This is a genomic window from Bordetella bronchiseptica, assembly GCF_900636925.1.
Lineage (GTDB): Bacteria > Pseudomonadota > Gammaproteobacteria > Burkholderiales > Burkholderiaceae_B > Bordetella > Bordetella pertussis.
The window spans coordinates 1,355,322-1,370,364 of the sequence record NZ_LR134326.1 but is presented as its reverse complement, the minus strand read 5'-3'; the positions used below and the strand labels follow the sequence as shown (position 1 = coordinate 1,370,364).

The following is a 15,043-nucleotide window of genomic DNA, read 5'->3' as shown; positions in this document are numbered from 1 at the left end:
ACCGGCCCGGCTGGCTACAGGCTGACGGCATTATGCGCCTGCCGGCGCATCGCCCGGTGCGGCGTCCGGCGGGCGGACGCCGCACGATCACAACGGCTTGGCCAGTTGCTCGAGGATGGCGGGGTTCTCCAGGGTGGACACGTCCTGGGTGATTTCCTCGCCCTTGGCGACCACGCGCAGCAGGCGGCGCATGATCTTGCCCGAACGGGTCTTGGGCAGGTTGTCGCCGAAACGGATGTCCTTGGGCTTGGCGATGGGGCCGATTTCCTTGCCCACCCAGTCGCGCAGTTGCCTGGCGATGGCCTGGGCTTCGTCGCCCTCGGGACGGCTGCGCTTGAGCACCACGAAGGCCACCACGGCTTCGCCGGTGGTGTCGTCGGGACGGCCCACCACGGCGGCCTCGGCCACCATTTCGTGCGCCACCAGCGCCGACTCCACCTCCATGGTGCCGAGGCGGTGGCCGGACACGTTGAGCACGTCGTCGATGCGCCCCATGATCCAGAAATAGCCATCGGCGTCGCGCTGGGCGCCGTCGCCGGCCAGGTAGTAGCCGCGCAGCTCGGGCGGGAAGTAGCTCTTCTTGAACCGCTCCGGGTCGCCCCAGATGTTGCGGATCATGGCCGGCCAGGGACGCTTGATGACCAGGAAGCCGCCATTGCCCTGCGCGACATCGCCGCCGGTCTCGTCGACGATGGCCGCGACAATGCCCGGCAGCGGCAGCGTGCACGATCCCGGCTTGAGCGGCGTGGCGCCCGGCAGCGGCGTGAGCATGTGCCCGCCGGTCTCGGTCTGCCACCAGGTGTCGACGACCGGGCAGCGCTCGCGGCCGACGTTCTTGTGGTACCAGATCCAGGCCTCGGGGTTGATGGGCTCGCCCACCGAACCGATGATGCGCAGGCTGTCCAGGTCGTATTGGCGCGGGTGCACCTCCTGGTTGGCCTCGGCGGCCTTGATGAGCGAGCGGATCGCGGTCGGCGCGGTATAGAACACCGACACCTTGTGGCGCGCAATCATGTCCCAGAAGCGTCCGGCATTGGGGAACGTGGGCACGCCCTCGAACACCACCTGCGTCACGCCGGCGGCCAGCGGGCCGTAGGTGATATAGGTATGGCCGGTCACCCAGCCCACGTCGGCCGTGCACCAGTACACATCATCGGCGCGGGCGTCGAAGGTCCACTTCATGGTCAGCAGCGCCCACAGCAGATAGCCCGCGGAGGCATGCTGCACGCCCTTGGGCTTGCCGGTGGAGCCCGACGTGTACAGGATGAACAACGGATGCTCGGCATTGACCGCCTGCGGCTCGCAGGTATCGGCCTGGCCGGCTTCCACGTCGTGCATCCAGACATCGCGCCCTTCCTGCCAGGCGATCTTGCCGCCGGTGCGGCGATACACCACCACCTTGGAAACGGCCTCGCAACCGCCCATGGCGAACGCTTCCTCGACGGCGGGCTTGAGCGGGATGGTCTTGCCGCCGCGCACCTGCTCGTCGGCGGTGATCACCACCGTGGCGCCGACGTCGACGATACGCTCCTGCAGGCTCTTGGCCGAGAAGCCGCCGAACACCACCGAGTGGGTCACACCCAGGCGGGCGCAGGCCTGCATGGCCACCACCGCCTCGATCGACATGGGCATGTAGATGATGGCGCGGTCGCCCTTCTTGTACCCCATGGCCTTCAGGCCATTGGCGAAGCGGCACACGCGCGCCAGCAGTTCGCGGTAGCTGATCTTGTCGACCTTGCCGTCGTCGGATTCGAAGATGATGGCGGTCTTGTCGGCGTTGCCGTTATGCAGGTGCACGTCCAGGCAGTTGGCCGATACGTTGAGTTCGCCATCGCCGAACCACCGATAGAAAGGCGCCTCGGACTCGTCCAGGACCTGGGTGAAGGGCTTGCTCCATTGCAGGTTCTCGCGCGCCAGGCGCGACCAGAACCCGTTGAAATCCTTGTCCGCTTCCTCGCACAGGGCCCAATAGGCGTCCATGCCCGAAATCGCGGCGCCTTGCACGGCGCTCGCCGGCGGCGGGAATACGCGATTCTCGACCAGGACGGATTGAATGGCATTCGACATGGTGTGTCTCCGATGAATGATTCTGGTGCTGCCGTTTTTCTTGCCGACACGCAACCGTATCGCCACGCTCTTACGGGCACCTTACGGTGACGGAGCGCCGCCGCCGACAGGCGCGGCAGGCAATCCGCGATCATCGCAGGCGCGCGGCCATCGTGGCCGGACCATAAGCCGCGTGGTGGTCAGACCATAAGGATAGCAGCCGGCACGGGGTCTAGGCAGCACGGCGCGCGATGCCGCGCGCCATGTCCACGCGCGTAAGCAGGATCAACCCGCCCACGAAGAACAGCCCGGTGACCAGGATGGCCAGGCGATGATTGCCGGCAGTCAGCCAGGTCACCAGTCCGTAGGTCAGCGGCCCCACCACCGCCGCGAGCTGGATGGCGAAAGTCCACAGCGCGAAGAATTCCGCCAGCCGCCCGGCCGGCGCGAGGGCTCCGGTCATGGCGCGTCCGGCGCTTTGGCTGGTGCCCATGCACAGCCCGGCCAGCACCGCCGCCACCCAGAACACCGGGGCCGTCACCGCCGCATAGGCCACCAGCACCATGGCGATCCAGCCGGCCAGCGTGAGCGCCAGCGCCCGCTTGTGGCCGATGCGGTCCTGCAGGTAGCCGAATCCGAAAGCGCCGGCCGCCGCCGCGATATTCACCGTGAACACCAGCAGCATGATCTGGGGCATGGTGAAGCCCATGGCCTGCTCCGCATACACCGCGGCCAGCGTGATGACCACCGCGATGCCCGCCTGGTAGCAGGCCCCGCACATCAGCAGCCGGCGGAACTCCGGATAGTGGGCGCCGGTGTCCTGCCAGGCGCGCCGCAGCCGGCCCAGCATGTCGGGCGCCTGCAGGGCCACCGCATGCGGCACGGCACGCTCGCGCAGCAGGAAGAACGACGGCAGCGCGGAAATGGCGAAAATGGCGCTGGTCACGACGATCACCCAGGGCACGTATTGGGGCGCATCCAGGCCGCGCGCCTCGCCCAGCGTCACCACCGCCAGCGACAGCCCCAGCGCCAGCATGCCGCCGCAATAGCCGAAGCTCCAGCCCCAGCCCGACACGCGGCCCAGCGCATGCGGGCGGGCCAGCTCGGGCAGGAACGCCGCCACCACCGACTCGCCGATGCAATAGCAATAGTTGGACAAGGCCACGGCGGCCAGCGCCAGCCAGACGTCGCCCGGCCCGGCCTGTGTCAGCACCAGCGTCGCCGCCACGCAGCCCAGGGTGCTGGTGTAGAGCAGCCGGCGCTTGCCGGCGCGCGCATCGGCGCGCGCGCCCAGCGTCGGCATGGTCAGCATGATGGCCAGGTAGGACAGCGACAACGCGGCCGTCCAGGCCAGCGTGGCCCAGTGGGCGCGCCCGCCGACCACACTGACGAAATAGGTGCTGAACACCGTCGTCAGGATGACGGTGGTGTAGCCCGAGTTGGCGAAGTCGTACATCGCCCAGGCCCAGACTTCCCGGCGCGTCACGCCGGGGTTCAGCGCGGGGAGCGCGCCGGCGTCAGCCGCCGCGCCGCCCCCGGGCGGATCGCCGGCGGGCGGCAGCGGATACGTCACAGGCCCAGCGCGGCGATGCCGGCGCGGGCGATCTCGGCGTCCTCGCTGGACTTCACGCCCGACACGCCCACCGCGCCCACGACTTCGCCGTCCACCGTCACGGGCACGCCGCCTTCGAGCATCCCTTCGAGCAGCGGCGCCGACAGGAAAGCCTGGCGGCCGTTGTTGATGATCTCCTCGTAGACGCGCGATTCACGGCGGCCCAGCGCGGCCGTGCCGGCCTTGGCCGGCGCGATGTGCGCGGAAATCGGTGCCGCGCCGTCGAGCCGCAATTGACCCAGCAGGTGGCCGCCATCATCGACGACGGCGATGGTGACCGCCCACTTGTTGGCCAGCGCATGCGCTTCGGCCGCCGCCAGGATTTTCTTCACATCGTCGGCGACCAGCACGGGTTTGGTTTTCATTGCAGGGATTCCTTGATCTGTTCTAGGGCGGAAGGATCTTCGATGGTGGTCAGATCACCCGGGTCGCGGCCCTCGCAGACGGCCACGATCGCGCGGCGCAGCACCTTGCCGGAACGCGTCTTGGGCAAGGCACCCACGAAACGGATGCGCGCCGGCCGCGCCACCGCACCCAGCTGGTCTTCCACCACGCGCATGATATCGCCTTCCAGCGCCAGCGCCCCGTCACGCGTTTCCGCGCCGGCCGGATCCTTGAGCACCGCGAAGGCCATCGCCACCTGCCCCTTCAACGTATCGGCCACGCCGACCACGGCGCACTCGGCCACGCCCGCATGGCTGTTGATCGACTCTTCGATCTCGCGCGTGCCCAGCCGGTGGCCCGCGACGTTGATGACATCGTCGGTGCGCCCCAGGATGAACCAGTAGCCGTCCGGGTCGACCAGCCCCCAGTCGAACGTGGAATACACCTGGCGGCCGGGAATCGAGGTGAAGTACGTCTGCACGAAGCGCTCGTCGTCGCCCCAGATGGTGGACATGGCGCCGGGCGGCAGGGGCGGCACGATGGCCACCACGCCTTTCTCGTCGGGCCCCAGGTCCTCGCCGGTGCTTTCGCTGACGATGCGCGCGTCGAACCCGTAGACCGGAAACGAGGGGCTGCCGAAGCGGGTCGGCACGCGCTCGACGCCAGGCTGCGCCGACAGGATCGGCCAGCCGGACTCGGTCTGCCAGTAATTGTCGATGATGGGCTTGCCCAGCCCCTGGGAAATCCACTGCGCGGTCGGCTCGTCCAGGGGCTCGCCGGCCAGGTATACGGCGCGCAGCGTGGACAGGTCGTGCCGGCGCAGCAGCGCGGCGTCCTGGCGCTTGAGCACCCGCACCGCGGTCGGCGCGGAAAACAGGGTGTTGACCCCGAAGCGCTCGACCAGCTGCCACAGGATGGCGCCGTCCGGCCGCACCGGCGTGCCTTCGTACAGGATGGTCGTCTGGCCGCCGATCAGCGGACCATAGACGATGTACGAGTGGCCCACCACCCAGCCGATGTCGCTGGTGCAGAAATAGGTATCGCCAGGCTTGCCGTCGAACAGGTACTCCATCGACGAGGCCAGCGCCACCGCATAGCCGCCGGTGTCGCGCTGCACGCCCTTGGGACGGCCGGTGGTGCCCGAGGTGTAGAGGATGTAGCTCGGCTCGGACGACTCCAGCCATTGCACCGGCACGCGCGCGCCCTCGTGGCGGGCGCGCAGCTCAGCGTAGTCCAGGTCGCGGCCGGCCTGCCGCTCGCATGGCGTGAGCCCCCGGTCGAGGATGATCACCGCGCCGGGCGGCTTCTGGCACAGCGCCAGCGCGCGGTCCAGCAGGGGCTTGTACGCCACCACCTTGCCCGCGCGCGAGCCGCCGTCGGTGCTGACGACGACCTTGGGCGCGGCGTCGTCGATGCGCTGGGCCAGGTTGACCGAGGCGAAGCCGCCGAACACCACCGAATGGATGGCGCCGATGCGCGCGCACGCCAGCATGGCGAACACCGCCTCGGGCACCATGGGCATGTACAGCAGCACCCGGTCGCCCCGCTCCACCCCCTGCTCGCGCAGCATAGCCGCCACGGCGTTGACCTCGTCGTGCAACTGCTGGCGGGTGTAGACGCGCTCCTGGTCGACTTCGGTCGATACCCAGATCAGCGCCGGCTGGTCGGCCTGCTGCGGCAGCCAGCGGTCGACGGCGTTGTAACAGAGGTTGGTCCTGCCCCCCACGAACCACCGCGCAAACGGCGGCCGGGAATAATCGATCACCTGCTCGAACGGCGTCTCCCAATGAATCCGCCCTGCCTCCTCGCGCCAGAACCCATCGCGATCATGTATCGAACGGTAATGGAAATCCCGGGTTTTTTTCATTGGTGTCTCCTGGTATGGTTCGGTAGCTCTTTGGCGCCTCAACCATCTATTGTGGCCGGCAAACCTTGCATCAGGCTTGCCGCGCATCCTGGGGATTCCCCCGATATCCGCCTAGTTTTTTCTTACAGACGGTATTGCGAAATCCTAGCGTCACAATAGCTTTGGTAGAATCCCCGAAAATTTCATTACAACCACGGACGCTCCGTTTATCGGGGACGGCCTATTGCGGCGAATGCATCGACACTCCAACCCCGCGCTACCTGAACGCAATATCAGCCTGTCGAGCCGCGGTCTGCGCTTGCTGGCGGTGGTAGCGTGCGCGGTGGGACTGGCCGGTTGCGCCGGCACCGGTGCCAAGAAAACGTCGTATACCTTCGAAAGCGATCCCTACGACACCGAGTGGGTCGCCAGCGCCGACGATCCGATAGGCATCCTGGTCACCCAGAAGCTCAAGCGCGACCGGCGCGCCGGCCAGTCGCAGACCAGCGGCGAGAACCCGCTGGTCAGCGAAGCGCTGGGCCAGCTTGGCGTGCGTTACCGGTTCGGCGGCATCTCGCCCGATACCGGCTTCGATTGCAGCGGCCTGGTGGCCTATACCGCCGAGCGCTCGCTGGGCTTGAAACTGCCGCGCATCTCGGCCGACATCGCCCGCTGGGGCACCAATATCGACCGCAAGGAATTGCGCCCGGGCGACCTGGTGTTCTTCAACACCCTGGGCCGGCGCTACTCGCATGTCGGCATCTACATGGGCGAAAACCGCTTCATCCACTCGCCCAGCTCCGGCGGCGTGGTGCGTGTCGAGAACATGACCGTGGCCTACTGGGCCAAGCGCTACAACGGCGCGCGCCGCATCGACGACAGCCGCCTCGCCTCGGCGCGCGCGTCGAACTGAACGCCCGCCTTCCCTGCCGGAAGGCCCAAGCAAAAGCGCCCCGAACGGGGCGCTTTTGCTTGGGCCTCAACTGGCGCGCCGGCTACGGCGACCATGCCTGGCGGCTATGACGGCGGCACGGCGTTACCGCGCGGTCACGACCGCGCACACAGGCCGCACTGGTGCAATGCCTGCTGCATGCTGCACACCGAACGCCGGCACGCCACCACGCGGATGCCGCCTCGCTGCGCCGCATGGCGAAACGTTTTCATGACGTTGTGGCCGAGGAAATCGGTAAGAAGGATGACAAGCTGCGTACCGGACGGTAGCTGCAAGGTTTTCTTCTGATGGGATGGATCGCGCCCGCTGATGTGATGGGTGATCGAAATGTTGTGCCCTTTGAGCAGGTCCGGGATGTTGCCCAGCCGGTCCGCGCCCACCACTACTGCACTGAGTCCTGCCGTCATGATTTACCTCATCGGTCGTTGAGACTGTAGGTAATGATAATGATTCCCATTGGATAGTCAACATAAATGAGACCGATTCTTATTTAATATTATCAATGGCTCGGCCTGTTCGGATAGCCGGCATCCGCGGGCGCACGGCCGGCCTGTCCCCCGGGCGAACGGGCAAGAAAAAGCGCGCCGCAGGCGCGCTTTCACCGGGACATGGGCCTGGCCGTTCAGGCCGGCCCGCCCTGCACCGCTTCGCTGACCACCTGGCGCGTCAGGCCGGGGGCCATCATTTCCATGAAGGTGTACACGTAGTCGCGCAGGAACACCCCCGATTTCACTCCTACCCGCGTGGTGTGCGTGCCGAACAGGTGCCCCACCGGCAGGCCCACCAGGTTGGCATCGCGGCGCGGGTCGTACGCGACGCCGGCGATGATGCCGATGCCCAGCCCCACGTCGACATAGGTCTTGATCACGTCGGCGTCGATGGCTTCGAGCACGATATCCGGGTGGATGCCCTGGTTGGCGAATATCTCGTCGATCGTGGTGCGGCCGGTAAAGGCCCGGTCGTACGTCACGATGGGGTATTCGGCCAGCTGGGCCAGCGTCAGGCGCCGCGCCTGGCTGGAGGTCAGTTCGGTAAGCGGGTGGTCGGGGCGCACCACCACCGTGTGCTCCCAGGTGTAGACCGGCAGGGTCGCCAGGCCGGGCGTCAGCGCCAGCGACTCGGTGGCCAGCGCCAGGTCGGCCTGCTCGTGCAGCACCATCTCAGCCAGCTGCGACGGGCTGCCCTCTGCCAACGACAGGTGCACCTTGGGAAACTGCTTGCGAAAGGCCGGAATCACGCGCGGCAGCAGGTAGCGCGCCTGCGTATGGGTGCAGGCGATCACCAGCCCGCCCTCGTCGCGGCGGGCGAACTCGTCGCTGACCTTCTTCAGGTTGTCGACTTCGCGCATGATGCGGTCGATCACCTGCGAAACGGCCAGCCCGGGCTTGGTCAGCCCCTTGATGCGCTTGCCGTGCCGCTCGAAGATCTTGATGCCGAGCTCGTCCTCGAATTCGATGATCGCCTTCGAGACGCCCGGCTGCGAGGTATAGAGCATCCGGGCGGCTTCGGTAAGGTTGAAGTCGCGCCGGATGGTTTCGCGCACAAAACGGAATTGCTGCAGGTTCATGAATTGGCCCCTGTTAGACGGAGCCAATTATAAGTAATATAGGAAGGAGTCTATATTACTTTTTACTATAAGTTTACGCGATCCCGCAGCATCGAGCCGTCATTTCATCGAGATGGTGGTGTTCACGCCGCGCCCGTGGGCGGACCAGCGCGCCGTCACCGTCTTCGTCTGCGTCCAGAATTGCACCGCCTGCTTGCCGTTGGGCCCGAGGTCGCCCAGCTTGGACCCGCGCGAGCCGGTAAAGCTGAACCAGGCCACCGGCACCGGGATGGGAATGTTGATCCCCACCTGGCCGACGTCGATGTTGTTCTGGAAGTAGCGCGCCGCGCCGCCGTCCTGCGTGAACAGCGCCACGCCGTTGCCGTTGGGGTTGCGATTGATGAATTCGACCGCGTCCTCCAGCGTGTCCACGCCCACCACGCACAGCACCGGCCCGAACACTTCCTCGGTGTAGATGGTCATGTTCTCGGTCACGCCATCGAAGATGGTCGGGCCGACGAAGTTGCCCTGCTCGAAGCCGGCCACCTTGAGGCTGCGGCCGTCCAGCAGCAGCTTGGCGCCCTCGTCCACGCCCTTCTGGATCAGGCCCTCGACGCGCTGCTTGGCCGCGGGCGATACCAGCGGGCCGAGATCGGCCTCGCGGTCGACGCCATTGTTGACCTTCAGCTTCCTGGCGCGCTCGACGAAATCGGGCAGCCAGTTGCGCGCCTCGCCCACCATCACCGCCACCGAAGTGGCCATGCAGCGCTGGCCGGCGGCGCCGAATGCCGCGCCCACCAGCTGGTTGAGCGCCACTTCGGGATCGGCGTCGGGCAGGATCACGCAGTGGTTCTTGGCGCCCATCATCGATTGGCAGCGCTTGCCCGCGGCCGAGGCGCGGTTGTAGATCTCGGTGCCCACGCGGGTCGAACCGATGAACGACACCGCCTTGATATCCGGGTGCTCGCACAGGCCGTTGGCGATGTCCGGACCGCCGTGCACCACGTTGAGCACGCCCGGCGGCAGGCCGGCTTCCAGCGCCAGCTGGGCCAGGAACAGCGACGACGAGGGATCCTGCTCGGACGGCTTGAGCACGAAGGTGTTGCCGCAGGCCACCGCGATCGGGAACATGAAGCACGGCAGCATGACCGGGAAGTTGAACGCGGTGATGCCGGCGCACACGCCCAGCGGCTGGATCAGCGTGTAGACGTCGATGCCGCCGGCGGCGTTCTCGGCGTACTCGCCCAGCTGCAGGTTGGCGATCGAGCAGGCATGCTCGACCACCTCCAGGCCGCGGCCGACCTCGCCCTCGGCATCCGGCAGGGTCTTGCCATGCTCGCGGGTGATCATCTCGGCCAGCTTGCCGGTGTTGTCGCGCAGCAGCTGCTGCAGCTTGAGCATGACGCGCATGCGCGCGCCCTGCCCGGTATTGCGCCAGGTCTTGAAGGCTTCCTTGGCGTTGGCGACGGCCAGGTCCAGTTCTTCGCGGGTGGCGAACGGCACCTGGGCCACGACCTCCTGGGTAGCGGGGTTGATCACGTCGCGCCATTGGGTGGTCTTGGACTGCACGAGCTTGCCGCCGATCAATAGCGGCAAACGGTGAACTTCGCTCATTTCTCTGCTCCTCACACTGCTTGGAATGCGGCCCGGCGGGCCGTGTTGGACAGGCGCTGCCGGCGCCGCTCGCGCGGCGCGCGGCACCGGACCGGTTTACTTCTTGACCAGCGGGCAGGTCGACTCGGCCAGCGGCTGGAAGGCCTCGGCGGCCGGAATGGTGGCCACCAGCTTGGAATAGTCCCAGCCGCCCTTGGACTCGGCAGGCTTTTTGACTTCGTACAGATACATGTCGTGGATCACCCGGCCGTCGGGCCGGATGCTCGCGTTGCGCATGATCGGGTCCTTGATCGGCAATTCGCGCATCTTGTCGGCCACGACCTTGCCGTCGGTACTGCCGCTGGCGGCGACCGCGCGCAGGTAATGCAGCACGCTCGAATAGACGCCGGCCTGGACCATGGTGGGCTTCAGGCCGCGAAACGCCTTCTCGAAGCGCGCCGACCACTGGCGCGTCGCGTCGTCATAGTCCCAGTAGAAGCCGTCCACATAGGACAGGCCCTGGGCGTTGTCCAGCCCAAGCGCGCGCAGGTCGGACAGGAATACCAGCAGCGAAACGAGCCGCTGGCCGCCTTCGACGATGCCGAACTCGCGCGCCTGCTTGACGGCGTTGACCGTATCCTGGCCGCCATTGGCCAGCGCCACGACCTGGGCCTTGGAGCTTTGCGCCTGCAGCAGGTACGAGGCGAAATCGGGCGCGTTCAAGGGGTGGCGCACGCTGCCTGCCACCGTGCCGCCCAGCGCCTGGACGGCCTTGGCGGTATCGGCCTCCAGCGAGTGGCCGAAGGCGTAATCGACGGTGATGAAGTACCAGGACTTGCCGCCCGCCCGCACCGTGGCCTTGGCCCCGCCGGCCGATTGCGAATAGGTGTCGAACATCCAGTGAAAGCCCAGCGGCGAGCAATCCTGGTTGGTCAGCGCCGTGGCGGCCGGCCCGGAGAACATCACGACCTTGTTCTTCTCGCGCGCGATACCCTGCACCGCCAGCGCCACGGCCGAGTTGGTCAGGTCGGCGATGGCAGTGACCCCATCGCGGTCGAACCACTCGCGCGCCTTGGCCGCCCCGACGTCCGTCTTGTTCTGGTTGTCGGCCGAAACCAGGTCGATTTTCATGCCCTTGCATTCGGCGGCCAGGCAATCGTCGATCGCCAGTTGCGCCGCCGCGACCGAACCAGGCCCGCCCATGCCGGCATAGGTGCCCGACATATCGGTCAGGATGCCGATCTTCACCGGCGGCTTGTCCGCCGCCATCGCCTGACCCACCAACATGGCGCCCAGGCACAAGCCTGCGGCAAACCCGCGTGCGCGCGATTTCATGAATCTGTCTCCTGTGGTTTTTCTAGGTCCTGCACGGGTGCGCCCAAGGCGTCCGCCCGTCCTAGTGTAGATGTGTGAAAATCCACAATCAACGAAACAAATGCACATTCCTTGTGCAAAAATACACAAGAGAGCCGCCATGCTGGATTGGGACAGCCTGCGCTACTTCCTGGAAGTGGCGCGCACGCAGCGAGTCAGCGCCGCCGCGCGCAAGCTGGGCGTGGAACACACGACCGTGGCGCGCCGCGTCCGCGCGCTGGAGGCCGAGCTCGACAGCCTGTTGTTCGAGAAGTCGCGCAGCGCGGGCTACGTGCTGACCGAGGACGGGCAACGCCTGTTCGTCTTCGCCGAGCAGATGGAAAGCACCGTGCACACCGCGCGGGAAAACCTCTCCGGCATCGGGCAGGCGCTGTCCGGGCATGTGCGCATCGGCGCCACCGAGGGATTCGGCAGCTATGTGCTGACCCCGCTGGCGGCGGACTTCCAGCGCCGCTACCCGCACATCACCCTGGATATCCTGCCGGTGCCCCGCTTCGTCAGCCTGTCCAAGCGCGAGGCGGACCTGGCCATCACCATCGAGCGGCCGCAGCGCGGCCCGTATGTCTGCACCAAGCTGTGCGACTACACGCTGATGCTGTATGGCACGCCCGCGTACCTGGCGCGCCACGCGCCGATCCGCGAGCGCGCCGACCTGGCCGGGCACAACTTCATCGGCTACGTGGACGAACTGCTGTTCAGCGAACGCCTGCGCTACCTCGAGGACGTGCTGCCCAACAGCCAGGTGGTGCTGCGCAGCACCAGCGTCATCGCCCAGTACCACGCCGCCCTGCAAGGACAGTCGCTGGCTATCCTGCCCTGCTTCATCGCCGCGCAGGACCCGCGCCTGACCCCCGTGCTGCCCGACGACATCGCCATCACGCGCAGCTTCTGGATGTACTGCCACGAAGACCTGCGCCGCCTCAAGCGCGTCAGCGCGCTGTGGGAGTTCATGCGCCGCTCGGTCATGCGCAATGCGGCGCTGCTGCAAGGCCGCGGCGCCGCATTGCAATACCTGCCCTAGGCGCCGCGTCCGGCGTTGCGCGGCGCCTTCACCCGCAGGCGGCGCATCAGCAAGTAGGCCGCCAGCAGCGCCACCACGGCGTGCACGGCCCATACGCCGATGCTGAAACTGATCTTGCCGCTGCTGATCCAGGCGCGCGACAGGTTGATCATGTTCATGTAGAGCAGGCCGACCAGGCCGGCGATCAGCAGGTCGCCGGAGCGTCCCAGGCGCGGATTGACCGCGCCCAGCGGGATCGCCAGCAGCGCCAGGTTCAGGGCCGCCAGCGGCATCGCCACCCGCCACATGATCTGCGACCAGCTGCTGTCGGTGTTGTCCTGGACCAGTTGCATCGTCGAGCGCGCCTTGCTGGAGCGCTCGGCCGCCGCGCGCGCCTCGGCCATGGGATCTTCGCCCGCCTTGCTTTCCAGCCGCACGCCATACTGGTCGAAATTGACCAGCCTGATTTCCGGCGTGCCCGGCTTGAGATCGTAGCGGTGCCCTTCGCCCAGGACCAGGAAACGGTCGCCGTTGGGCAGCGTTTCGCTGCGCGCATTGCTGGCGGTCAGCACGCTGAGCCACTCCGGATCGATCGAGCGCGCGAACACCGCGCCCAGCTCATCGCCCGGGCGCACGGGGTCCTCGGCGAAGAATACGCGGTCTCCGCGCCCCGATTCGGCGAACTGCCCCGCCGTCACCTTGGAAAGATCGGAGCGCTGCTCGAAGCGCTCGCGGTATTCGCCGATCTGACGGTAGGCCCAGGGCGACGCGACCAGCGTAAGCGCCGCCACCAGCATCGCAATCGGCACGGCCACCCGCGCCACCGGGCGCAGCCAGTCGGCCAGGGACAAGCCGCTGGCGAACCACACCACCATCTCGGACTCGCGATAGTTGCGTGTTACCGTGGTCAGTACGGCGATGAACAGCGACACGGCCAGGATGGTCGGCAATGCCGTGATGGTGGAAAAGGCCGCCAGGCCGAGCACGACATCGGCGCCGATCGAGCCGCCGGCGGCTTCGCCCAGCAGGCGCACCAGCAGGACGCTCAGCCAGACCACCACCAGCGTGGAAAACACGACGCCAGCGTGACTGGTGATCTCGCTGACGACAGACCGTTTGAATAGAGACATGTGAGAATATGCGGGATAATCGACCGCAACTTACGTGCAATCGGAAAAGCCTCATGGAATTTAGCACACAGACCACTGCCTCCCTGCATCAGATCAAGACTGCGGCCCTGGCCGTCGGCGTCTTCGCCGACGGCGTGCTCAGCGCCGCGGCGGAAGTCATCGACCGCGCCAGCCACGGTGCCGTGGCCGCCGTGGTGAAAAGCGAGTTCCGCGGCCGCACCGGCGGCACGCTGGTGCTGCGCAGCCTGGCCGGCGTCAGCGCCCAGCGCGTGGTGCTGGTGGGCCTGGGCAAGCAGGCCGAATACAACGCCCGCGCGCACGCCAGCGCCGAACAGGCGTTCGCCGCGGCGTGCGTCGCGGCCCAGGTGGGCGAAGGCGTGTCGACCCTGGCCGGCGTGGCCATCGAGGGCGTGCCGGTGCGCGCCCGCGCGCGCAGCGCCGCCATCGCCGCGGGCGCGGCGGCCTACCATTACGATGCGACGTTCGGCAAGGCCAATCGCGACGCCCGCCCCAGGTTGAAGAAAATCGTCCAGGTGGTCGACCGCGCGGCCTCCGCGCAGGCGCAGCTGGGCCTGCGCGAAGGCGCGGCCATCGCCCACGGCATGGAACTGACCCGCACGCTGGGCAACCTGCCCGGCAACGTGTGCACGCCGGCCTATCTCGGCAATACCGCCAAGAAGCTGGCGCGCGAATTCAAGAGCCTCAAGGTCGAGGTGCTCGAACGCAAGCAGGTCGAGGCGCTGGGCATGGGCTCGTTCCTCTCGGTCGCGCGCGGCTCGGAAGAGCCGCTGCGGTTCATCGTGCTGCGCCATGCCGGCAAGCCCGCCAAGAAGGACAAGGCCGGCCCGGTCGTCCTGGTGGGCAAGGGCATCACCTTCGATGCCGGCGGCATCTCGCTCAAGCCGGCCGCCACGATGGACGAAATGAAGTACGACATGTGCGGCGCGGCCAGCGTGCTGGGCACGTTCCGCGCCCTGGCCGAGCTGGAGCTGCCGCTGGATGTGGTGGGCCTGATCGCGGCGTGCGAGAACCTGCCCAGCGGCAAGGCCAACAAGCCCGGCGACGTGGTCACCAGCATGTCGGGCCAGACCATCGAGATCCTCAACACCGACGCCGAAGGCCGCCTGGTGCTGTGCGATGCCCTGACCTACGCCGAGCGCTTCAAGCCCGCGGCCGTGATCGACATCGCCACGTTGACCGGCGCCTGCGTGGTAGCCCTGGGCAACGTCAATAGCGGCCTGTTCTCCAAGGACGACGCGCTGGCCGACGCGCTGCTGGCCGCCAGCCGCCAGTCGCTCGACCCGGCCTGGCGCCTGCCGCTGGACGATGCCTACCAGGACCAGCTCAAGTCCAACTTCGCCGACATCGCCAACATCGGCGGCCCCCCGGCCGGCGCGGTCACGGCGGCCTGCTTCCTGTCGCGCTTCACCAAGGCTTATCCGTGGGCGCACCTGGACATCGCCGGCACGGCCTGGCGCGGCGGCAAGGACAAGGGCGCCACCGGCCGGCCGGTGCCGCTGCTGATGCAGTACCTGCTGGACCAGGCAGGCTGAACGCGGG

Annotated in this window: 12 protein-coding genes; 3 read left to right on the top strand and 9 right to left on the bottom strand. The window is 67.2% G+C overall.

Annotated elements, in window-relative coordinates; translation table 11 throughout:
• Positions 1–87 precede the first annotated feature (87 nt).
• The 4 genes from acs to EL288_RS06435 all read right to left on the bottom strand — a co-directional run bounded on the left by acs (position 88) and on the right by EL288_RS06435 (position 5,909).
• Positions 88–2,067: an acetate--CoA ligase gene (acs, locus tag EL288_RS06450; protein WP_010926941.1), complete on the bottom strand. Its 1,980-nt coding sequence runs from the start codon at positions 2,065–2,067 to the stop codon at positions 88–90.
• A gap of 211 nt (positions 2,068–2,278) precedes the next feature.
• Positions 2,279–3,619 carry an MFS transporter gene (locus EL288_RS06445; protein ID WP_003813749.1) on the bottom strand — a complete coding sequence of 447 codons (1,341 nt, stop codon included), beginning with the start codon at positions 3,617–3,619 and terminating at the stop codon, positions 2,279–2,281.
• Positions 3,616–4,023, bottom strand: coding sequence for a heme-binding protein (locus EL288_RS06440; protein ID WP_010926942.1), 408 nt, complete (start codon positions 4,021–4,023; stop codon positions 3,616–3,618). The genes EL288_RS06445 and EL288_RS06440 overlap by 4 nt, the downstream gene beginning before the upstream one ends.
• A complete protein-coding gene (locus EL288_RS06435; protein WP_003813753.1) occupies positions 4,020–5,909 on the bottom strand; it encodes a propionate--CoA ligase in 1,890 nt (629 codons plus the stop codon). The genes EL288_RS06440 and EL288_RS06435 overlap by 4 nt, the downstream gene beginning before the upstream one ends.
• Positions 5,910–6,141: 232 nt before the next feature.
• On the opposite strand from EL288_RS06435, the gene EL288_RS06430 reads away from it, so the two are divergent.
• Complete coding sequence (locus EL288_RS06430) at positions 6,142–6,801, top strand: C40 family peptidase (RefSeq protein ID WP_033447287.1); 660 nt, start codon at positions 6,142–6,144, stop codon at positions 6,799–6,801.
• A gap of 134 nt (positions 6,802–6,935) precedes the next feature.
• On the opposite strand, the gene EL288_RS06425 is transcribed toward EL288_RS06430, so the two are convergent.
• The 4 genes from EL288_RS06425 to EL288_RS06410 all read right to left on the bottom strand — a co-directional run bounded on the left by EL288_RS06425 (position 6,936) and on the right by EL288_RS06410 (position 11,314).
• Positions 6,936–7,247: a DUF2325 domain-containing protein gene (locus EL288_RS06425; RefSeq protein WP_003813757.1), complete on the bottom strand. Its 312-nt coding sequence runs from the start codon at positions 7,245–7,247 to the stop codon at positions 6,936–6,938.
• Between the two features lie 215 nt (positions 7,248–7,462).
• Positions 7,463–8,407, bottom strand: a complete 945-nt coding sequence (locus EL288_RS06420) for a CysB family HTH-type transcriptional regulator (protein ID WP_003813758.1) — start codon at positions 8,405–8,407, stop codon at positions 7,463–7,465.
• Between the two features lie 99 nt (positions 8,408–8,506).
• Positions 8,507–10,000: a CoA-acylating methylmalonate-semialdehyde dehydrogenase gene (locus tag EL288_RS06415; RefSeq protein WP_003813760.1), complete on the bottom strand. Its 1,494-nt coding sequence runs from the start codon at positions 9,998–10,000 to the stop codon at positions 8,507–8,509.
• Between the two features lie 96 nt (positions 10,001–10,096).
• On the bottom strand, positions 10,097–11,314 hold the full coding sequence (locus EL288_RS06410) for an ABC transporter substrate-binding protein (RefSeq protein ID WP_003821372.1): 1,218 nt from the start codon (positions 11,312–11,314) through the stop codon (positions 10,097–10,099).
• 139 nt (positions 11,315–11,453) lie between these two features.
• On the opposite strand from EL288_RS06410, the gene EL288_RS06405 reads away from it, so the two are divergent.
• Positions 11,454–12,374: a LysR family transcriptional regulator gene (locus EL288_RS06405; RefSeq protein WP_003813764.1), complete on the top strand. Its 921-nt coding sequence runs from the start codon at positions 11,454–11,456 to the stop codon at positions 12,372–12,374.
• On the opposite strand, the gene lptF is transcribed toward EL288_RS06405, so the two are convergent.
• Positions 12,371–13,483 (bottom strand): LPS export ABC transporter permease LptF, encoded by a 1,113-nt coding sequence (gene lptF, locus EL288_RS06400; RefSeq protein ID WP_003813765.1) that lies wholly within the window; start codon positions 13,481–13,483, stop codon positions 12,371–12,373. The two genes, EL288_RS06405 and lptF, sit on opposite strands and share 4 nt — an antisense overlap.
• A 53-nt stretch (positions 13,484–13,536) precedes the next feature.
• On the opposite strand from lptF, the gene EL288_RS06395 reads away from it, so the two are divergent.
• Complete coding sequence (locus EL288_RS06395) at positions 13,537–15,036, top strand: leucyl aminopeptidase (RefSeq protein ID WP_003813767.1); 1,500 nt, start codon at positions 13,537–13,539, stop codon at positions 15,034–15,036.
• Positions 15,037–15,043 lie beyond the last annotated feature (7 nt).